Source organism: Sphingomonas sp. JUb134 (assembly GCF_004341505.2).
Taxonomy (GTDB): Bacteria; Pseudomonadota; Alphaproteobacteria; order Sphingomonadales; family Sphingomonadaceae; genus Sphingomonas.
On sequence record NZ_SLYP02000001.1, the window covers coordinates 997,103 to 1,015,919 of the forward strand.

The following is an 18,817-nucleotide window of genomic DNA, read 5'->3' on the forward strand; positions in this document are numbered from 1 at the left end:
AGGCGGAGGCGGCGATGGACAATGCGCAGGTGCTGGCGCAGCTGATGGGCCAGGCGCGGCAGGATGGTGCCGACCTGGCGACGCTGCGCGCGATGGTGGAGGAAGCGGGCGAGGTCGGCGCGACGCGTGCGCTCACCCGGCTGGGGCTGGAGGACGCGGCCGCCCATGGCGACATGAAGGAGCTGCGCGAACTGCTGGCCGCCTGGCGCGACGCCAAGCGATCGGCGGCGCGCGCGGCGATCGGCTGGGTGGTGCGGATGCTGCTTGCGCTGGTGCTGGTGGGCGTGGCGGTGAAGACCGGTTTTGGCGCGTGGGTGCGATGAGCGTGCGCTTTGCCGGCTATGCCGCGATCTTCGACGTGCCGGATCGCGGCGGCGACGTGGTGCGTGCGGGTGCTTTTGCTGGCTCCGGGCCGGTGCCGCTGCTTTGGCAGCACCGGGGAGCGCCGGTCGGACGGATCGAGCAGCTGGCGGAGGACAGCCGGGGCCTGCGCGTCATCGGGCGAGTGGAGCTGCCGGAGCTTGCCCAACTGGTTCGGGACGGCGCGCTGGGTGGGCTGTCGTTCGGGTATCGCGTGCAGGCGGCGCGGCACGGGCGGTGGCGCGAGCTGGAGCGGCTGGACCTGATCGAGGTGAGCCTGGTGGCGGTGCCGATGCAGCCGCTGGCGTGGGTGCATGCGGTGGCGCCCGGGTGAAGGTGCAGAGTTTTGAAACGTGGTGAGGGCGTCCCGGGTGGGGCGCCCTTTTCTTTTGCGGGAGACGGTGATGATCGAGATCAAGGCAGATGCGCTGGAAGTGAGCTTCGCAGGCGTGGAGGGTGCGGGGACGCCGGCGGCGCGGCCGATGCTGACGGGGGCGGCGGCCCGGCCGGGTGGCGCCGCGTTCGAGGGCTTCGTGCGCAGTGGCGCAACCCTGGAGATGAAGGCGTTCACCGGCACGACCGGGGAGAGCGGCGGCTATGCCGTGCCGACCGAAATCGACCGGCAGATCGACACGCTGCTGAAGTCGGCGAGCCCGATCCGTGCCATCGCCAACGTCGTGAAGGTCGGGAGTGCCGGCTATCGCAAGCTGGTGACGAGCGGCGGCACGCCGTCGGGCTGGGCGTCGGAAACGGCGGCGCGGCCGGAGACGGCGACGCCGACCTTCCATGAGGTGTCGCCGCCGATGGGCGACCTCTATGCCAATCCGGCGGCGAGCCAGGCGATGCTGGACGATGCCGCCTTCGACGTGGAGGAATGGCTGGCGGGCGAGATCGCGGCCGAGTTCGCGGCGGCCGAGGGGCGGGCGTTCGTCGATGGCAGTGGCATCAACCAGCCCAAGGGCTTCCTGCGCGAGCCGGTCTCCACGGCGGGCGATGCGGCGCGGGCGTTCGGGACCTTGCAGTATCTGCCGAGCGGGGAGGCCGGCGATTTCGGCAGCGAGCCGCAGGACCGGCTGATCGACCTAGTGCAGAGCCTGCGCGCGCCGTACCGCCAGGGGGCGGTGTTCGTGATGAATGCGGCGACCTCGACCCGCATCCGCAAGCTCAAGACGGCGGACGGCGCCTTCCTGTGGCAGCCGGGACTCGTGTCCGGCCAGCCCGATACGCTGCTCGGCTATCCGGTGGTGGAAGCGGAGGAGATGCCGGACATCGCGCCGGGCAGCCTGTCGATCGCGTTCGGCAACTTCCGGCTGGGGTATCTGATCGCGGAGCGGCAGGAGACGCAGATCCTGCGCGATCCCTATTCGAACAAGCCGTTCGTGCACTTCTACGCGACCAAGCGCGTGGGCGGGCAGGTGAGCAATTCGGAGGCGATCAAGCTGATGAAGTTCGCCGCGGCCTGAGCGACCCTTCCGGCGCGGGGAGAGCCCGCGCCGGACCCTTCTGCCCAACAGTGACGGAGCTGCCCCATGGAGACGCCACCCATCCCGGAGGCGGCGATCGCTGCCGCCTGCGCGGCCGCGCTTGCGCACCTGCGCATGGCGGCGACCCACGAGCAGGCGGTGCTGGAGCAGGCCGCCGCGACCGCCTTTGCCGTGTGCGAGACGTTCACGGGCCATGCGCTGATCGCGCGCGAATGGCAGGCGGTGGTGCCGGCGACCGCGGGCTGGACGCCGCTGCCGGTGCAGCCGGTGACGGCGATCACCCGGGTCGACGGCCTGCCGGCGGAGGGCAGCGCCTTTCCCCTGCCGGCCGGGAGCTATGCGATCGACCTGACCGCCGATGGTGTCGGCTGGGTGAAGGCGATGCTCCCCGGCAGCGCGGGGCGGCTGCGCATCGGCTTTCGTGCGGGGCTGGCCGAGGGTTGGGAAACGCTGCCGGCGCCGATTGCGCAAGGCATGGTGCTGCTGATCGCGCATTTGTTTGCAAGCGGCAGCGCGGGCGGGGAGCCGCCCGCTGCGGTGGCGGCGCTGTGGCGGCCGTGGCGGCGACTGCGGCTGGCGCCGGAGGTGCGGCGATGAGGGCGCGGCTGCTGGCGCGGGGCGAGGCGGCGGGCGCGCATGCGGTCGCGGCGGCGGTGGCGCGGATCGGCGAGGCTGCGCGGGAAGGTGCCGCCGGGGTGCGGGGCATCCGGGTCGAGAGCGACGACCGATCGGTGACGATCGAAGGGCGTGGGCTGTGGCGGCGCCGGATCGAGGATGCGCGGGTGCGCTGGCTGGGGGCGGAGCGATGAGCGCGCAAACGGTGCTGGGCGAGGCGCTGGTGGCGGCCCTCAAGGCGCATGCGGGCGTCGCGCGGGTGGTGACGGCGGTGTTCGACGCGCCACCGGTGCGCGCGGCGCGACCCTATGCGGAGGTGGCGGAGGCGCTGCTCACCGACTGGAGCACCAAGGACATGGCGGGCCGGGAAGGCCGGATCACGATCGTGCTGCGCGACGCGGGCGAGCGGCCGGTGCGGCTGCGCGTGCTGGCGGGCGAGGTGGATGCGGCCGTCGAGGCGCTGCCGCGCGACTTGGGCGAGGGCTGGCGGATCGCGAGCCTGGTGCCGGTGCGCAGCCGCATCGTGCGCGAGGGCGAAGGGCTGTGGGCCGGCACCAACGAATATCGGGTGCGCATGCTGCGGATGCAGTGACGAAGGAGGCAAGACATGGCGGCGGAAAAGGGAAGCGCGTTCCTGCTGAAGGTAGGCGACGGCCAGGTGCCACCCGGCTTCACCACGGTGGCGGGGCTGCGCACGACGCAGCTGTCGATCAACGGCGAGGCGGTGGCGATCACGTCCAAGGATTCGGGCGGGTGGCGCGAGCTGCTGTCGGGTGCCGGTGTGCGATCGGTCAGTGTGTCGGGGGCGGGGGTGTTCACCGGATCGGCGGCGGAGGCTCGGCTGAAGGCGAACGCGCTGGCGGGCACGATCGACGATTATCGCCTGAGCTTCGAGAGCGGCGAGACGATGACCGGGCGCTTCCTGCTGACCCGGCTCGACTATGCCGGCGATTACAACGGCGAGCGCAGCTACACGCTGGCGCTGGAAAGCTCGGGCGCGGTGGTGTCGGCATGAGCGGGGACCCTGCCAATCCGGTGCGCGGCGAGGCGGAATTGCGGGTGGCGGGCGAGCGGCTGGTGCTGCGGCCGAGCTTTGCCGCGCTGGTAGCGGCGGAGGGCGAGCTGGGGCCGTTGTTCGCGCTGGTGGAGCGGGCGGCGGCGGGCAAGCTGGCGCTCGGCGAGCTGGTGGCGCTGTTCTGGCACTGCCTGCGCGAACGGCCCGAGGCGCTGACCCGCGAGGCGCTGGGCGAGGCGGTGGTTGCCGGAGGCTTGGCGGCGGCGACGCCGGCGTTGCGGCAGTTGCTGGCGCAGATCCTGGGCGGGCGATGAGCGAGCGCTTCGCCGACGCGACGGTGCGATTGGCGGGGATGGCGGGGCTGTGGTTCGGCTGGAGCCCTGACGCCTTCTGGCGGGCTACCCCGGCCGAGCTTGGCGCGCTGGTGAAGGCGGCGGGCGGCGAAGCGGGCACGGCGCCGCCCGATGCGGGCACGCTTGCCCGGCTGATGGAGGCATTCCCCGATGGATGAGGAAATCGAGCGGCTGGTGGTGTCGGTGCGCGCCGATACCGCCGGCTTCGCGCGCGACGTGGCGGCGATGCAGAACAGCCTGGAGGGGCCGTTCGCGAGCGGCGTCGACCGCGCTGGCCGTGCTTTGGAGACGACGCTCGTACGGGCGGTGCGCAGCGGATCAATGGGCTTCGAGGACCTGGGGCGGATCGCCAACCAGGTGCTGGGCGAGATCGCCGCGGGCGCGATGCGCAGCGGGCTCGACACGCTGCTGGGCGGAGCGGCGAGCGGGGGCGGGTTGCTGGGATCGTTGCTGGGGCTGGTGTCGGGCGCGCCGGGGCGGGCTACGGGCGGCCCGGTCAGCCCGCAGCGGCCTTATTGGGTCGGCGAGCGCGGGCCGGAGCTGTTCGTGCCCACCAGCAGCGGCAGCGTGGTGGCACCGCAAACCGGCGGCGGGCGAGACGTGCGGATCGCGATCTCGGTCCAGGCCGGGTCGGGAGACGCCCCGCGCGCGCTGGCCCAATCGAGCCGGCAGGTCGCGCGCGCGGTGAAGGCCGCGCTGGCGGACCTCGACTGAGCGGGAGGGCTTCATGGGATATTGGCTGGCGCGCACGCGGACCGTGCAGGCGGAGGATGTGCTCACCCGCTTCGACCCGCGCTTCTGGACGGTGAACTTTCCGCGGCCGATGATGGCCTCGGTCGTGTCGAGGGCGCCCGATGCGCTGCGGGTGGATGCCGTCTTCTACCGCAGGGACGATCTGGCGGGACTGATCTGGGAGTCGGAGGACCGGCACGACCACCCGTTGCTCGGCTATGCGACCGAGCGCGACTATCGCCGGTGTCGCCTGCGCTTCCGCTGGCGATCGGGCGGGGTGCGGCCGCTGGACGCGGTGCATGGGCCGGTGCTGACGATCGAGGGGCGCGACGCTGGGGGCACGCCGCGGGCCTGGTACGTGCGGCTGTGGAATTATGCCTCCGGCACGCCCGAGGACGCGGTGGTGGAGATCGACTTCGCCACCGCGATCGGCGGGTTCGAACTTCCTCCGGACGCGGACCCGGTCTGGGCCGGGGACGTCGACCGCATGTTCGTGTCGCTGGTGGCGCCGGACTATGATGGCGAGGACGCGCTGCTGCCGGGGCCGGCGAAAGGATGGGTCGAGCTGTCCGAGATCGCCTGCGACGGTCCGGATTCGGTGCTGGCGATCGGAGCGCCGATCCTGCCCGAGCATGGCCTGTCGATCGCGAGCGGCTATGACGACAGCTATCACCTGACGCCGGCCCGGCTGCTGCGCAACGCGCTGCACCTGGGGTATCGCGGCAGCATCGTCCATTATGTCGGGATGAGCCACTATTTCCGGCTCGAGGCGAACGGCGGGGGCCTGTACGCGAGCCTGGCAGGGGGCGTGCTCAACACACCGTGCGTGGCGTGGCACCGGCATTTCGCCGCGGAGGCCAAGGCGCTCGGCTATGGCGTGATCTGGTCGCTGTCGTACGAGCTGCTCGACCAGCATTGCTGGGGCGATTGGAAGCAGCGCGCAGGCGACGGATCCCCGGCGCTGACCGGGTGGGAGCCGCCGTCGGCGCTGCTCTCGCCGGCGCATGGCGGCGCGATGGCGTATCTTCAGCAGGTGGCGCAGGCGTTCGTGCGGCTGGCGATCGAAGCGGGGCTCCTGGTCCGGTTCCAGGTCGGCGAGCCGTGGTGGTGGGTGATGCCGGACGGGCGGCCGTGCCTGTACGACGCGGCCGCCCAGGCGCTGCTCGATCCGGTCGAGATCCCGAGCGTGCGAGGGCCGCTCGACGACGCGCAGACGGCGACGCTCGACCGGGCCGGTGCGGTGCTGGCGGCGTCGACGGCTGCGCTGACGGACGCGGTGCGGCAGGTGGCACCGGAGGCGGAGACGCTGCTGCTCGCCTATCTGCCGACAGTGCTCGATGCCGCCGCGCCCGAGCTCAAGCGCGCGAACCTGCCGATCGGCTGGGCCTCACCCGCGTTCGACGTGCTCCAGCTGGAGGATTACGACTGGGCGGCCGTCGGCAATGTCGCGGCGACCGCGCGCGGGATCGCGGCGGCCGAGGCGCGGCTGGGCTATCCGCCCGAGCGCCAGCAGTATTTCGCCGGCTTCGTGCTGCGTCCGGAAGATGCCGGACAGTGGCAGGCGATCGACTGGGCTGCGGAGACGGCGCGGGCACGTGGCGTAACGGGCACCTTCATCTGGGCACTGCCGCAGGTGATCCGCGACGGCTTCGTGCATTTCGACGAGGGAGAGGATGCGATGCAGGCGTTCGACGACGTGCGCTTTCCGCTGGCGCTGGGGCGAGAGGCCGAGGTGGCGCCGGAGCTGTCGACCGCGATCGTCACCAGCGCGGGTGGCGCCGAGAAGCGGAACGCGGACTGGGCGCAGCCGCGGACCCGCTACGATGTGGGGCCGGGTGTGCGATCGGAGGCGGACATCGCGACGCTGCTCGCCTTTTTCCGCGCGCGGATGGGGCCGGCGCGCGGGTTCCGGCTGACGGATCCCTTCGACAACAGTTCCGGCGAGGATGTCAGCCCCGAAGACCAGGTGATCGGGGTCGGAGACGGCATCACGACGCGCTTCCCGCTCCTCAAGCACTATGGCGAGGTGGCGCGGCGGATCACGCGGCCGGTGGCGGGCAGCGTCCGGGTGGCCGTGGACGGGATCGAAACGCACGGCTTCTCGCTCGATTCGGGCGGGATCGTCGCACTCGACCTTGCCCCGAACCGCGGAGCGGTGGTGACGGCCGGGTTCCGCTTCGACGTGCCGGTGCGCTTCGCCGAGGATCGGCTGGCGGTAAACCGGGCGACCTTCCTGGCCGGCGCCGCGCCTTCGGTGCCGCTGATCGAGGTGCGCGAGGCATGACGGGCTGGCTCGAGGGTGCCCTCACCACGACCACCTTGTGCTGGCGGCTGGAGCGCATCGACGGCGTCACGATCGGCCTGACGGCGCATGATCGCGACGTAACCGTGGAGGGCCTGCGTTATCGCGCCGCGCCGGGCATGACCCCGTCCGCCATCCGCCGCGGCGACCGGATGGATGCCGACGACATGGAGGCAAGCGGCCCCCTCAGCATGGACGCGATCGGCGAGACCGACCTGCTCGCCGGGCGGTGGGATGGCGCGCGGATCGCCGTGTTTGCGGTCGATTGGACGAGGCCCACGGAACCGTTGCTGCTGGGCGAGGGGCGATTGGGCGCTGTCGAGACGGCGGACGGTGCGTTCACCGCGGAGCTGCGTGGCGCCGCGTTCGCGCTGGAACAGGCGGTGGTGGAGGAAACCTCACCCGGGTGCCGGGCGCACCTGGGGGATCGGCGCTGCCGCGTCCCCATGGCCGGCAGGCGGCGGTTCGCGCGCGTGGTCGCATCGGAAGGGCGGCAGCTGACGCTCGACCGGGTGGAGCCGGCCGCGGATGCCTATGGCGCAGGCCGGTTGCGCTGGTTCGGCGGCGCCAATGCGGGGCTGGAGTCGGCGATCGCCGCGTCCGATGGCGCGACCCTGACGCTGGAGCGCGTGCCGCCGCTGCCCGTCACAGGAGGCGAGCTGCTGGAGCTGGTCGAAGGGTGCGACAAGAGGCTGGAGACCTGTGCCGGCCGCTTCGCCAACGCAGTCAACTTCCGCGGCGAACCCTATCTGCCGGGGATCGACCTGCTCACCCGCTATCCCGGCGCATGAGCGGCAACCTGCGGATCGTCGCCGGGGCGCGGCGGGCGGTGGGAAGCCGGTTTCGCCTGCATGGGCGCGACCCCGCGCTGGGGCTCGACTGCGTCGGCCTGGTGGCCGTGGCGCTGGCAGCGGACGGGCATCCAGGGAGCGTGCCTGCCGATTACGCGCTTCGATCGGGCGACGTCGCGAACGCCGAAGCCCTGCTGCGCGCAGCGGGGCTGGTGCTGATCGCGGAAGGCGAACCGGGCGATGTGGTGCTGCTCCGGCCGGGTGCGGGCCAGCTGCACCTGGCGATCCTGATCGAGGACGGCGTCATCCACGCCGACGCAATGCTGCGGCGCGTGGTCGAGCGTCCGGGGGCACTGCCCTTTCCCGTAGTGGGGACGTGGCGCTGGCAAGGAGGAGAGGGCTGATGGCGACGCTGGTGCTGACGGTGGTCGGCGGAGCGGTGGGCGGGCCGATCGGAGCGGCGCTGGGAGCGACGCTCGGCCGCGCCGTGGACGGCAGCCTGTGGGGCGCCAAGGGACGGCAAGGTCCGCGGCTCACCGAACTCGCGGTGCAGACCTCATCCTATGCAACCCAGATCCCGCGGGTGTTCGGGACCATGCGGGTGGCGGGATCCGTGATCTGGGCGACCGAACTGGTCGAGACGCGCAGCAGCGACAGCGCGAGCAAGGGGCAGGCGAGCGTCACGCGCTACAGCTATTCGGCGAATTTCGCGGTGCTGTTGTCGGGGCGCCCGATCCAGGGCGTGCGGCGGATCTGGGCGGACGGCAAGCTTTTGCGCGGCGCGGCGGGCGACTGGAAGGCGCAGACCGGCTTTCGCCTGCATTTGGGCGACGAGGCGCAGCAGCCGGATCCGCTGATCGCGGCGGTGGAGGGGCCCGGCCTGGCACCTGCGCATCGGGGCTGCGCCTATGCGGTGTTCGAGGGGCTGCAACTCGCCGACTTCGGCAATCGCATCCCGTCGTTGACCTTCGAAGTGGACGCCGACCCGGAGCCGGTGACTGCCGGCGCCGTGATCCAGGAACTGAGCGGCGGCAGGATCGGTGCCGGCGAGGGGGCACTGCCGCTGGTCGGCTATTCGGCACAGGGGGACAGCGTGCGCGCGGCGGTGGAAACGCTGCTGACGCCGGCGGGGTACTGGATCGGCGAGGACGGCGTGCGGGCCGACGCCGGCCGCGCGACCACCATCGGAGACCTGGCCGCACGCCTGGATGGGGCGAAGCCCGGCCGGGGCGTACGGACGATCGCGGCGAGCGACAAGGCGCCCGCCGAGGTGACGATCGGCTATTACGAGGCGGCGCGCGACTACCAGACCGGGGTTCAGCGTGCCGTTCGCTCCGGTGCGACCGGGCGGGGCGTCCGGATCGAGTTGCCGGCCGTGATCGCTCCCGAGCATGCGCGCGGGCTCGCCGCGCGTGCCGTCGACGCGCTGGACCTGGCGCGGGAAACGCGGCGGGTGTGCCTCGACTGGAGCCACGTCGCCATCGCTCCGGGAGACCGGGTGCAGATCGAGGGCGAAGCCGGCCAGTGGCGGGTGCAAGGCTGGACGCTCGAGCACATGGTGCTGACGCTCGACCTGAAGCGGATTGTGGGCGCAGCGATCCCCGCGCGTGCGGCCTCGGGCGGGCGGGGGACCCTCGCTCCCGATACGTTGCACGGGCCCACGCGCCTGATGGCGTTCGAACTGCCCCCGATCGAGGAGCGCACGACGGAGGTGGCGCAGGTGGCAGTGCTCGCTTCCGGGATGCTGCCGGGGTGGCGCCGCGCAGCCCTGCTGGTGAGCGAGGATGCGGGCCAAAGCTGGGCGCCCCTCGGGAGCACCGCGGCACCCGCCGTTCTGGGGACGCTCGTGACGGTCCCCGAAGCGGCTCCGGCGACGGTGGAGGATCGGCGTTCGATCCTGGAAGTGGATTTCCCGCACGACGAAATGGCGCTGGCGGGGGCCAGTGGTGCGGCGCTCGACCTGGGCGCGAACCTGGCGATGGTGGGTGACGAGTTGCTCCAGTTCGCGGAGGCCGTGCAGGTTGCGCCCAGGCGCTGGCGATTGCGACGGCTGTGGCGCGGTCGACGCGGCACCGAGGCGGTGATCGGCAGCCAGCGGGTGGGCGATGGCTTCGCCTTGATCCGTCCCGACGCGCTGCGCACCCTGGAGCCCCGCCGTAGCGGCAATGGCGCCCGGCTTCGGCTGCGTGCGATCGGGATCGACGATGGTGCGGAAGGTGTTTCGGCGGAGGTGGCCGTCACGGGCAAGTGGCGCCTTCCGCCGTCGCCCGTGCACCTGAGAGGCAATGCGCTTGCCGAGGGCGCCTTGCAGCTCGAGTGGGTTCGACGCAGCCGCTCCGGCTGGCAGTGGCGCGATGGCGTCGAGGTGCCGTTGGGCGAGGATGCGGAAGCTTATGCGGTGCGCGTGCTGCGCGCCGATGGCAGCGCGACCGCGATCGATTGCTCGGTGCCCCGGCTGACCCTGCCGCCCGAACGCGCGTCCGGTGCCTGCCGGATCGAGGTGCGGCAGATCGGCACCCACGGCCTCTCCGCTCCCGCCGTTCTGACCCTTTGCTGACGCGAGGTTCCCATGATCGATACGACCGCTCGCCTAGCGCTCCCGATGCTCCATGCCGGACAGGCGCAGAAGGAGATGACGCACAACGAGGCCCTGCTGGCACTCGACGTGCTGCTGCACCCGGCGGTGGAGGAGGTGGGGCGCAACCAGCCGCCCGATGCGCCGAGTGCCGGCCAATGCTGGATCCTCGGCGATGCACCGGTCGATGCCTGGGCCGGGCAGGCGAGCAGCATCGCGGCATGGACGGAGGGCGGCTGGCGTTTTCTTCGCGGTTGCGAAGGCATGCTGCTCTGGTGCCGCAGCGACGGGCTTCCGGTGCGGTGGCTGGGGGGTGGCTGGGTCACCGGCGAGGTGCACGGCACGCGCCTGATGGTGGGGGGGAACCAGGTGGTTGGTGGACGACGCCCCGCGATCGCCAGCCCAAGCGGCGGCATGATCGTGGACGTCGAAGCGCGCACCACGCTTTCGCTGGTGCTGGAGGCGCTTCGTGACCATGGATTGGTGGCCGGCAACGCCGAATAGCTGTTGCAGTTCCGCAACACTGCTGGTTTTTGTTCGCTTGCGCGGAAACGAAGGCCGAAGTAGGGAGTTTGCGCTGTCCGTAGGACAACCATGAAAGGGGAATAGAATGCGGAAGCTTGCCGTCACATTGGCGCTCGCGACCACTGCGCTTTCGACTCCCGCCCTTGCCCGCGACAACGCGTGGTACGTGGGCGTGGAAGGCGGCGCGATGATCGTCGAAGATATCGACTATGACCTCTCGACGCCGGCTGGTGGCACCTCCACCGTCGACCACGACTATGGTTATGACGTCGGTGGCTTTGTCGGTTACGACTTCGGCGCGTTCCGCGTTGAAGCCGAGGTCAGCTATCGCAGCGCGTCGCTCGACAGCTATCGTTCCACCACCGCAATCCCGGTCTACGCTGCTGGCGGCGGCCTCGGCTCGGTCGCTGCAGGCGACTATGACGCCGGCGGCAGCACCTCGGCCCTGTCGTTCATGGCGAACGCCATGCTCGACTTCGGCGAAGACGACGGCGTGTCGGGCTTCGTCGGCGGCGGCGCCGGTGTCGCACGCGTCAAGGCGAGCGACTATCGCCTCGACGAGCGTGGCTCGTTCCTCGACGACTCCGACACGGTCTTCGCATGGCAGGCGATCGCGGGTATCCGCGCGCCGCTGTCCGAGAACGTGGACGTGTCGCTGAAGTACCGCTTCTTCAACGCTGAGGACGTCAACCTCGTCGACGTGACGGGTCGTGGCTACGACGGTCGTTTCCGGTCGCACAGCATCCTGGGTGGCCTGACCTTCAACTTCGGTGAACCGGCTGCTCCGCCGCCGCCGCCGCCGCCGCCGCCGCCGCCGCCTCCGCCGCCGCCGCCGCCGCCGCCGCCGCCGCAGACGGTGTGCACCCCGGGGCCGTACATCGTGTTCTTCGAGTGGGACAAGTCGGACATCACGCCGGAAGCGGCTGGCATCCTCGACAACGCCATCTCGAACTACCAGTCGTGCGGCAACGCGCAGGTCATGCTGGCCGGTCACGCCGACCGTTCGGGCGCAGCCTCGTACAACGTCGGCCTCTCGCAGCGCCGTGCGGACTCGGTCCGTGCGTACCTCGAGGGTCGCGGTATCCCGGGTGGCGTGATCTCCTCGGAAGCGTTCGGCGAGAGCCGCCCGCGCGTCGAGACCGCCGACGGCGTGCGCGAACTCCAGAACCGTCGCGTGGAAATCACCTACGGTCCGGGTTCGGGCATGTAAGTTCGACCTTCTGGTCGAATGGAAATTGGGGGGGTCGGGCAACCGGCCTCCCTTTTTCTTTGCGCAAACGCGAACGGCAGCGTCCAGGCAAACACGCGTGGGGCATGTCACGACGTCCCGGTCGCTGCGTCCAGGCACGGCTCAGCCAATGCGGACGCCTGAGCGCTGACGATCCGTCGCTGGCGCGCAGTCGCGTCCCCGCCACGGTGGCATTCGCTTTTGAACTTGCCCTGGCGCTGAGCGCCAGCCAGCGCCCAGGATCGCCCGGCGGTCGCGTGCTACAGTGCGGCGGTCGCCTTGTCGGCAGCAAGGGCGTTGACGAGCCAAGCAGGCACGATCGCGTCGCCCAAGGCGTCAACGCGTCGATGCTCTACCATCAACGCCAATTCCGGATAGATCGCCCGCGTGCGATCGCCCGCCTCGCCGATGGGGGCAACCACCAGGCGACGGTTGACCTTGGACCGGTGGTGCATCCGCGCCGTGTTCTCCTGCCCGACGTAGCAGCCTTTGGTGAAGCTGACGCCCCCGAGCTCTCGTGCGTTGCACTCGAGCCACAGCGTCTTGTCTTGCCCCAGTTCGGCGACGCCCTCCGTCACGCCGAGTGCGAGCCGGTGCGCAAGCCAGCCTCCGGCCGGCGCGGCTACTGGCGCCAGCCAGCGGCGACCAAGCTCCGCAAGGCGCGGGTCCGCAACGCCCTGCTCCCCATCCGGGCTCCAATGCACGCCATTGGCGACCGGTTCGATCGTGACCGGCCGGCGCAGCCGGTACAGCATCAGCCGCCGGGCCAGCGTCTCTGCCTGCGCCGCCTCGCAGTCGATCAGCACGGCATTGCCATCATCCCACAGGATGAAGTCGAAGAGCGCCTTGCCCTGCGGCGTCAGCAGCCCGGACCAGCGTGGCGTCTCGGGAGCTACGGTGCCGACGTCCTGCGTCACCAGCCCCTGGAGGAAGGGACGCGCTTCCGCTCCGCCGACGCGGAGCAACGCACGGTCGGCAAGCCAAGTGCCAGGTCTGGTTTCCGTCATGCCGGCAAGGTAGGGAGGCGGTGCAGCAGACGAAAGGGCGACCGTGGCAAGCTTTGACCTCAAATTGGCAGGCGGCACCGTTCACCTGCCCGGCGGCCCTGCCGCGCAGGACCTTTGGGTCCGCGAGGGCCGTGTGGCGCAGATCGGCGGGTCAGGCGATGCGGGCACAGTGATCGACTGTACCGGCCTCGACGTCCTGCCGGGCGTGATCGACACCCAGGTGCATTTCCGCGAGCCCGGCCTGGTCCACAAGGAGGATCTGGAAAGCGGCAGCCGCGCGGCCGTGCTGGGTGGCGTGACCGCGGTGTTCGAGATGCCGAACACCAATCCCAACACCGACAGTGCCGAGGCGATCGCGGACAAGCTCGCGCGTGCCAAGGACCGCATGTGGTGCGACCACGCGTTCTACGTCGGGGCGACGGCAGCGAATGCCGAGCAGCTGGCGGAGCTGGAACGGCTCCCCGGCACGGCTGGGGTGAAGATCTTCATGGGATCTTCGACGGGCAACCTGCTGGTCGACGATGATTCGAACCTGCTCCGCGTCCTGCGCTCCGGCCACCGCCGCGTCGCAATCCATGCCGAGGACGAGGATCGCATGAACGCGCGTGCCGGCGAACGGGTGACGGGCGATCCGCGCTCCCATCCGGTGTGGCGGGACGACGAAAGCGCGATGATCGCGACGCGTCGCATTCTACGGCTGGCGCGGGAGGCGGGCCGGCGGATCCATGTGCTGCACGTCACCACCCCTGCAGAGCTCGAGCTGCTGGGGCAGAACAAGGATGTCGCCTCGTGCGAGGTCACGCCGCAGCACCTGACGCTGGCGGGTGAGGAGGCCTATCCGCGGCTGGGCACCCATGCCCAGATGAACCCGCCGATCCGATCCGGCGCACACCGCGACGGCCTGTGGTATTGGCTGAACCAGGGCGTCCCGGACGTGATCGGTTCCGATCACGCGCCGCATACGCTGGAGGAAAAGGCGAAGCCCTATCCGGCGAGCCCCAGCGGGATGCCGGGCGTGCAGACGTTGCTGCCGCTGATGCTGGACCATGTGGCGGCGGGCAGGCTCACGCTGCAGCGCCTGATCGACATGACGAGCGCAGGTCCGCAGCGCCTCTTCGGCCTAGTCCGCAAGGGGCGTATCGCGGTCGGCTATGACGCCGACTTCACGATCGTGGACCTGAAGAAGCGCTGGACGGTGGAGGAGCCCTGGCTGGCGTCGCGTGCGGGCTGGTCCCCGTTCACGGGCATGACGCTGACGGGCAAGCCCATCGGCACGATCATCCGCGGTGAGCAGGTGATGTGGGAGGGGCAACTTGCCTCGGAGGCAATCGGCGCGCCGCTGCACTTCGAGGCGGTGGACTTCGGCTGAGCGAGACGAGGCTGAACGGAGCGGCCGCGGGCGTGTCCCGCGGCCCTCAGGCCTCGGTGGCCCCGATCAGAAGGGCATCCACTTCGATTTCTCGGTGAACTTCATATAGCCGATGTTGGCGCCGAGCCGCCAACCCACGCCAAGGCGCACCGGGATCAGCACCACGTCCCCGCGGCGCAGGTAGCTCGCCGAGAACCCGCCGACGAAATAGGCGCGTCCTTCCGCCTGCGGGAAGCGATTGTAGAGTTCCTGCGAATCATAGAGGTTGTAGACCAGCACGAACACCTTGGTCGCGTCGCCGCCCACGTCGAACCCGACCGACGGGCCCGTCCAATAGACCGGCCGCTGGCCCTCCACCCGGTGGCTCATCACGCCGGAGCCGTAGCGCAGCCCGACGACGAACGCGCCGGCCGCCTCGCGGCCCGCGATATAGGCGTTGGGCTCGCCCTGATCCTTGAGGATGTTCTCGAGCAGGCCGGCGAGGCCCTCGGCGCCCTTGCCGAACACCCCCTCGGCGGCGTCGATCAGGTCGTCGCGCTTGTAGGTGTCCGCCGATGCCATGGTGGCGCCGGGAGCCGCCGGGGCGGGGGCGGCCGTGGACGCGGAGGGCGCCTGCTGGGCGGAATAGTCCGCCTGCGGCGCGACTGCGGGGTCCGGCTCGGCAGCCGGCGCGGCTTGTTGGGCCCGGGATGCCGAATCGAGATCGCTATCGATCGCCTCATTGGGATCGACAGTGCGCATCTGCGCGGCCGCGGGCGTGGTCACCGCCACCGCAACGCTTCCCAGCATCAGCCAAAACCTACGCATGCCACTCCCCCGGAGAATTCAGTTCCATCCTCTATCCGCGCCTGCCGCTTACGCTGCAATGAATGGCGCGACGACCCGAGTCCTACACGCGCTCGAAAAGCGACGCGACCCCAGTTGATCCCTGCTCGCATGCTGGCTATAGCCGCGCCCTCAAGGCCGGTTCCCGGAGACGTGGGTGAGTGGCTGAAACCAGCGGTTTGCTAAACCGCCGTACCGGGATTACTGGTACCGAGGGTTCGAATCCCTCCGTCTCCGCCAGAACCTCCTCACGGGGGGGGCTGTCCGGATCGTGAGCCGTCTGTTCCACTCCTGTGATCCGAGGCTTGGCCAAAATCTTGGCGTCCGGAGAGGCCTAGTGCCGAAAATTGCGCTGGCGCTGCGCTCAGCCCGCGAACCGGAGCCCTCACTGCATCAGGCGCTTTGGGTCAAGGCATCCAGAAGCGCAGAACCACGGCGTCAGCGGCAAGCTACCGGGGAACCCGGTGCCTTTGTTGCTCTGATGAGACACCTTCGAGAACCGTCTCTTCGCCAAGCTGCTCGCAAACCTCGCCAGCGGACCCGTATCGGTGATGCGAGCAATGCTGGACACGGAAAGTCCGGCCGGAGCGTGAGAGTTAGCTCCGCTCATGTCGGTGCTCACGCCTTAGGCCCATGTGGATCCCGTAGTTTCCCCTAACCGCAAAGCTTTCTGCTCCGATTGCGAGCGGCGAACGGGCGGCGTCAGCCTGAGAAAAACCCGCGCGCAAGACGATTTTTGGGGAGAGCACTACCGGCGCTGAAGGCATGCGCGCGCAGTGGGGGACAGAAGGATCGGCCGCGGTTCCGACAAACACGTGCCGGGGACGGCAACTTACGTCGCCATGCGCGTTTTCCTGATCATGGACGCGCGCGACCCTTCTCCCGATTTCGGACCCACGCAGGGGGACGAGCGCGAGCGTCTGGCGCAGATGTTCGAGCAGGCGCCGAGCCTGATGGCGCTGCTGCGGGAACCGAACCACCGCATCGTCCTCGCCAACCCGGCGTTCCGGCGGCTTTTCGGCGACGCGCCGATCGTCGGACGCATCGCGGCAGAGGTCCTTCCGCAAGCCTTTTCCGCGACGGGAGTGGACCGGCTGGACGAGGCCTTTCGAACCGGCGAGCCGATCCGGATCACGGATGCGCGGCTGCCGATCCAGTCCGATGTTCCCGGGGCGTCGGACGAGCGGATCCTGGACCTGCTGCTTCAGCCGGTCCGGGATCCCGGCGGCGACGTGATCGGCATCTTCGTGCAGGGGTCCGACGTCACCGATCGGGTTCTTGCCGAGCGCTGGCTGAAGAGCAGCTTCGAGATCAAGACCGTCGGCATCATCTATTGGGGTCCGGACTTCGGGCTCACCCGGGTGAACGATGCATTCCTGCGCATGACGGGCTTCACGCGCGAGGAAGCGCTGGGGCTCACATGGCAGCAGCTTACGCCAGCGGAGTTCTGGCCTGCGTCCGAACAGGCCGTCCACCAGGTGAACACCATCGGTGAGGCGATTCCGTACGAGAAGCAGTATTTTCGCAAGGACGGTACCCGCTGGTGGGGCTTGTTCGCGCCGCGCCGGGTCAGCGCGGAGGAGGTGGTCGAATTCGTCCTCGACGTGACCGAACGCCGCGAAGCGGAAGAAGCGGTCCGCGACCGCGAGCAGAGGCTGCGGCTGATCGTCGACTCGGCCACCGACTACGCCATCATGACGCTGAGCCCCGAGCGGCGGATCACCAGCTGGTCGCCGGGAGCGGCAAAGACCTTTGGCTATGACGCCGCCGAGGTCCTCGGCGAACTGGTCGACATCCTCTTCACCCCCGAAGACCGCGAAGCAGGAATTCCGGCGCAGGAGGCGGAGACGGCAAGGCGGGCGCAGTTCGCCCCGAACGTGCGCTGGCACCTGCGCAAGGACGGCAGCTGGGTGTTCATTAACGGCTCGTCGAACCTGCTGCGGGGCGCCGCTGGCGAGGAGATCGGCTTCCTGAAGATCGGCCGGGACGAATCCGATCGTCGCATGGCCGAAGACGTGCTCCGGGAAACCGAACAGCGCTATCGGCTCGCTGCTCAGGCGACGAACGACGTCATCTGGGACTGGAACCTCCAGACCGATCACCTCCGCTGGTCCGAGGCGATGGGCACGATGTTCGCCTATGGGCCCGACGACCTCGAGGAAACCGGGCGCTGGTGGAAGAGCAAGATCCACCCTGAGGATCGCGACCGGGTCGTCAGCAGCATCGAGCGCGCGATCGCCGGACGGGACAAGGGCTGGGCGGCGCAATATCGGTTCGAACGCAAGGACGGCAGCCACGCCGAGGTACTCGACCGGGGCACGGTGCTTCGCGACGAGACAGGGCAGGCGCGCCGGATGGTCGGCGCCATGCACGACCTCACGCCGCACAAGCAGGCCGAAGCGGTCCTGCGCCAGCTCAACGAGACGCTGGAGCACCGGGTGCTGGAGGAAGTCGCCGCCCGCATGAAGATCGAGGATACGCTGCGCCAGAGCCAGAAGCTGGAGGCGATCGGCCAGCTCACCGGCGGTGTCGCGCACGACTTCAACAACCTCCTGACCGTGATCCGCGGCGCGGCCGAGATGCTGCGTCGTCCCACGCTCCCGGAGGAGAAGAAGGCGCGGTACATCCAGGCCATCGCCGATACCGCCGATCGCGCGGCGAAACTCACCAGCCAGCTGCTGGCATTCTCCCGGCGCCAGGCGCTCAAGCCGGAAGTGTTCAACGTCGGGCACCGCATCGACGGCATCCGGGACATGCTCGCGACGGTGGTCGGGGCCGGGGTGACCCTCGCGGTCAACACGGATTGCGACGTCTGCTATGTCGAGGCGGATCCCAGCCAGTTCGAGACCGCGCTCGTCAACATGGCGGTGAACGCACGCGACGCCATGAACGACGTCGGCGAACTGAGGATCGAGATCGAGCCGACGAGCAGCATTCCGTCGGTACGGGGCCACCGTGCCAGCACCGGCGACTTCGTCGCCGTGCGCGTGTCCGACAGCGGCAGCGGCATCGACGCCGAGAAGCTGGCCCAGATCTTCGAACCGTTCTTCACGACCAAGGAGGTCGGCAAGGGCACCGGGCTGGGGCTCAGCCAGGTCTATGGTTTCGCCAAACAGTCGGGGGGCGAAGTGGCGGTGGAGAGCGCGGTCGGGGAGGGAAGCACCTTCACCATGTTCCTCCCGCGCGTTCCCGCGGAGGTGGGTGAGGCAACGGTGGCCCAGTTGCGCGAAGAGGCGCAGGGGAGGGGGCACATCCTGGTCGTCGAGGACAATGAGCAGGTCGGGGCGTTCTCGACCGATCTCCTGGCCGAACTCGGTTTCACGACGACCTGGGCGCCCAACGCCGACGCCGCCCTGCGGCACTTGGCCGAAAACCCGCGGCACTATGCCGCGGTGTTCTCGGACGTGGTGATGCCGGGGATGAACGGCGTCGAACTCGGGCTGGAGATCCGACGCCGCGAGCCGGGCCTCCCCGTGATCCTGACCAGCGGGTACAGCCATGTGCTGGCACAGGAGGGAAGCCACGGCTTCGAGCTGCTGCACAAGCCCTATTCGATCGAGGACCTGACGCGGGTGTTGCGCCGCGCCATCCTGGACCGATCCACGGCGCGGACGCGGTAAGCCGGCGCTTCGCGCG

20 protein-coding genes and 1 tRNA gene are annotated in these 18,817 nt (G+C 70.0%); 19 read left to right on the forward strand and 2 right to left on the reverse strand.

Annotation, left to right across the window (positions count from 1 at the left end):
* Nucleotides 1-14: 14 nt before the first annotated feature.
* From EDF69_RS04670 to EDF69_RS04745, 16 genes are all read left to right on the forward strand, one after another.
* The gene (locus EDF69_RS04670) at nt 15-323 is read left to right on the forward strand and encodes a DUF6127 family protein (RefSeq protein WP_129341646.1); all 309 of its coding nucleotides are present in this window, start codon (nt 15-17) and stop codon (nt 321-323) included.
* Entirely contained in the window at nt 320-694 is a 375-nt protein-coding gene (locus EDF69_RS04675; RefSeq protein WP_204991315.1) for an HK97 family phage prohead protease, read from the forward strand. The genes EDF69_RS04670 and EDF69_RS04675 overlap by 4 nt, the downstream gene beginning before the upstream one ends.
* 70 nt (nt 695-764) lie before the next feature.
* A complete protein-coding gene (locus tag EDF69_RS04680) occupies nt 765-1,823 on the forward strand; it encodes a phage major capsid protein (RefSeq protein WP_132882380.1) in 1,059 nt (352 codons plus the stop codon).
* Nucleotides 1,824-1,889: 66 nt separating this feature from the next.
* Entirely contained in the window at nt 1,890-2,441 is a 552-nt protein-coding gene (locus EDF69_RS04685; RefSeq protein WP_132882381.1) for a head-tail connector protein, read from the forward strand.
* Nucleotides 2,438-2,653 carry a hypothetical protein gene (locus EDF69_RS04690; RefSeq protein WP_132882382.1) on the forward strand — a complete coding sequence of 72 codons (216 nt, stop codon included), beginning with the start codon at nt 2,438-2,440 and terminating at the stop codon, nt 2,651-2,653. The genes EDF69_RS04685 and EDF69_RS04690 overlap by 4 nt, the downstream gene beginning before the upstream one ends.
* Nucleotides 2,650-3,051: a tail completion protein gp17 gene (gene gp17 / locus EDF69_RS04695; protein ID WP_132882383.1), complete on the forward strand. Its 402-nt coding sequence runs from the start codon at nt 2,650-2,652 to the stop codon at nt 3,049-3,051. The genes EDF69_RS04690 and gp17 overlap by 4 nt, the downstream gene beginning before the upstream one ends.
* A 15-nt stretch (nt 3,052-3,066) precedes the next feature.
* A complete protein-coding gene (locus EDF69_RS04700; RefSeq protein ID WP_132882384.1) occupies nt 3,067-3,474 on the forward strand; it encodes a phage major tail protein, TP901-1 family in 408 nt (135 codons plus the stop codon).
* A complete protein-coding gene (locus EDF69_RS04705) occupies nt 3,471-3,788 on the forward strand; it encodes a gene transfer agent family protein (protein ID WP_132882385.1) in 318 nt (105 codons plus the stop codon). Before EDF69_RS04700 ends, EDF69_RS04705 begins: the two co-directional genes overlap by 4 nt.
* Entirely contained in the window at nt 3,785-3,985 is a 201-nt protein-coding gene (locus EDF69_RS04710) for a phage tail assembly chaperone (protein WP_132882386.1), read from the forward strand. Before EDF69_RS04705 ends, EDF69_RS04710 begins: the two co-directional genes overlap by 4 nt.
* Complete coding sequence (locus EDF69_RS04715) at nt 3,978-4,541, forward strand: tail tape measure protein (protein WP_132882387.1); 564 nt, start codon at nt 3,978-3,980, stop codon at nt 4,539-4,541. Before EDF69_RS04710 ends, EDF69_RS04715 begins: the two co-directional genes overlap by 8 nt.
* 13 nt (nt 4,542-4,554) lie before the next feature.
* Entirely contained in the window at nt 4,555-6,843 is a 2,289-nt protein-coding gene (locus EDF69_RS04720) for a phage distal tail protein, Rcc01695 family (protein ID WP_132882388.1), read from the forward strand.
* Entirely contained in the window at nt 6,840-7,652 is an 813-nt protein-coding gene (locus EDF69_RS04725; RefSeq protein ID WP_132882389.1) for a DUF2163 domain-containing protein, read from the forward strand. The genes EDF69_RS04720 and EDF69_RS04725 overlap by 4 nt, the downstream gene beginning before the upstream one ends.
* Entirely contained in the window at nt 7,649-8,056 is a 408-nt protein-coding gene (locus EDF69_RS04730) for a peptidoglycan endopeptidase (protein WP_132882390.1), read from the forward strand. The genes EDF69_RS04725 and EDF69_RS04730 overlap by 4 nt, the downstream gene beginning before the upstream one ends.
* Nucleotides 8,056-10,209, forward strand: a complete 2,154-nt coding sequence (locus EDF69_RS04735) for a phage tail protein (RefSeq protein WP_132882391.1) — start codon at nt 8,056-8,058, stop codon at nt 10,207-10,209. The genes EDF69_RS04730 and EDF69_RS04735 overlap by 1 nt, the downstream gene beginning before the upstream one ends.
* A gap of 12 nt (nt 10,210-10,221) precedes the next feature.
* Complete coding sequence (locus tag EDF69_RS04740; protein ID WP_132882392.1) at nt 10,222-10,731, forward strand: DUF2793 domain-containing protein; 510 nt, start codon at nt 10,222-10,224, stop codon at nt 10,729-10,731.
* Between the two features lie 106 nt (nt 10,732-10,837).
* The gene (locus tag EDF69_RS04745) at nt 10,838-11,962 is read left to right on the forward strand and encodes an OmpA family protein (RefSeq protein WP_132882393.1); all 1,125 of its coding nucleotides are present in this window, start codon (nt 10,838-10,840) and stop codon (nt 11,960-11,962) included.
* Between the two features lie 278 nt (nt 11,963-12,240).
* On the opposite strand, the gene ygfZ is transcribed toward EDF69_RS04745, so the two are convergent.
* Nucleotides 12,241-12,987 carry a CAF17-like 4Fe-4S cluster assembly/insertion protein YgfZ gene (ygfZ, locus tag EDF69_RS04750; protein WP_132882394.1) on the reverse strand — a complete coding sequence of 249 codons (747 nt, stop codon included), beginning with the start codon at nt 12,985-12,987 and terminating at the stop codon, nt 12,241-12,243.
* 43 nt (nt 12,988-13,030) lie between these two features.
* Between ygfZ and EDF69_RS04755 the strand changes: the two genes are divergently transcribed.
* On the forward strand, nt 13,031-14,356 hold the full coding sequence (locus tag EDF69_RS04755; RefSeq protein WP_132882395.1) for a dihydroorotase: 1,326 nt from the start codon (nt 13,031-13,033) through the stop codon (nt 14,354-14,356).
* A gap of 66 nt (nt 14,357-14,422) precedes the next feature.
* Here EDF69_RS04755 and EDF69_RS04760 read toward each other — a convergent pair whose 3' ends face one another.
* Nucleotides 14,423-15,163 carry a DUF1134 domain-containing protein gene (locus EDF69_RS04760; RefSeq protein ID WP_132882396.1) on the reverse strand — a complete coding sequence of 247 codons (741 nt, stop codon included), beginning with the start codon at nt 15,161-15,163 and terminating at the stop codon, nt 14,423-14,425.
* A 165-nt stretch (nt 15,164-15,328) separates the two neighbouring features.
* On the opposite strand from EDF69_RS04760, the gene EDF69_RS04765 reads away from it, so the two are divergent.
* Both EDF69_RS04765 and EDF69_RS04770 read left to right on the forward strand, forming a co-directional pair.
* A tRNA-Ser gene (locus EDF69_RS04765) sits at nt 15,329-15,421 on the forward strand.
* A gap of 602 nt (nt 15,422-16,023) precedes the next feature.
* Nucleotides 16,024-18,801, forward strand: coding sequence for a PAS domain-containing hybrid sensor histidine kinase/response regulator (locus EDF69_RS04770; protein WP_132882397.1), 2,778 nt, complete (start codon nt 16,024-16,026; stop codon nt 18,799-18,801).
* The last annotated feature ends 16 nt before the right edge of the window (nt 18,802-18,817 follow it).

Coding starts and splice junctions, on each gene's coding strand:
- EDF69_RS04670 (WP_129341646.1), top strand. CDS start 15: ATGGACAATGCGCAGGTGCTGGCGCAGCTGATGGGCCAGGCGCGGCAG.
- EDF69_RS04675 (WP_204991315.1), top strand. CDS start 320: ATGAGCGTGCGCTTTGCCGGCTATGCCGCGATCTTCGACGTGCCGGAT.
- EDF69_RS04680 (WP_132882380.1), top strand. CDS start 765: ATGATCGAGATCAAGGCAGATGCGCTGGAAGTGAGCTTCGCAGGCGTG.
- EDF69_RS04685 (WP_132882381.1), top strand. CDS start 1,890: ATGGAGACGCCACCCATCCCGGAGGCGGCGATCGCTGCCGCCTGCGCG.
- EDF69_RS04690 (WP_132882382.1), top strand. CDS start 2,438: ATGAGGGCGCGGCTGCTGGCGCGGGGCGAGGCGGCGGGCGCGCATGCG.
- gp17 (WP_132882383.1), top strand. CDS start 2,650: ATGAGCGCGCAAACGGTGCTGGGCGAGGCGCTGGTGGCGGCCCTCAAG.
- EDF69_RS04700 (WP_132882384.1), top strand. CDS start 3,067: ATGGCGGCGGAAAAGGGAAGCGCGTTCCTGCTGAAGGTAGGCGACGGC.
- EDF69_RS04705 (WP_132882385.1), top strand. CDS start 3,471: ATGAGCGGGGACCCTGCCAATCCGGTGCGCGGCGAGGCGGAATTGCGG.
- EDF69_RS04710 (WP_132882386.1), top strand. CDS start 3,785: ATGAGCGAGCGCTTCGCCGACGCGACGGTGCGATTGGCGGGGATGGCG.
- EDF69_RS04715 (WP_132882387.1), top strand. CDS start 3,978: ATGGATGAGGAAATCGAGCGGCTGGTGGTGTCGGTGCGCGCCGATACC.
- EDF69_RS04720 (WP_132882388.1), top strand. CDS start 4,555: ATGGGATATTGGCTGGCGCGCACGCGGACCGTGCAGGCGGAGGATGTG.
- EDF69_RS04725 (WP_132882389.1), top strand. CDS start 6,840: ATGACGGGCTGGCTCGAGGGTGCCCTCACCACGACCACCTTGTGCTGG.
- EDF69_RS04730 (WP_132882390.1), top strand. CDS start 7,649: ATGAGCGGCAACCTGCGGATCGTCGCCGGGGCGCGGCGGGCGGTGGGA.
- EDF69_RS04735 (WP_132882391.1), top strand. CDS start 8,056: ATGGCGACGCTGGTGCTGACGGTGGTCGGCGGAGCGGTGGGCGGGCCG.
- EDF69_RS04740 (WP_132882392.1), top strand. CDS start 10,222: ATGATCGATACGACCGCTCGCCTAGCGCTCCCGATGCTCCATGCCGGA.
- EDF69_RS04745 (WP_132882393.1), top strand. CDS start 10,838: ATGCGGAAGCTTGCCGTCACATTGGCGCTCGCGACCACTGCGCTTTCG.
- ygfZ (WP_132882394.1), bottom strand. CDS start 12,987: ATGACGGAAACCAGACCTGGCACTTGGCTTGCCGACCGTGCGTTGCTC.
- EDF69_RS04760 (WP_132882396.1), bottom strand. CDS start 15,163: ATGCGTAGGTTTTGGCTGATGCTGGGAAGCGTTGCGGTGGCGGTGACC.
- EDF69_RS04770 (WP_132882397.1), top strand. CDS start 16,024: ATGCGCGTTTTCCTGATCATGGACGCGCGCGACCCTTCTCCCGATTTC.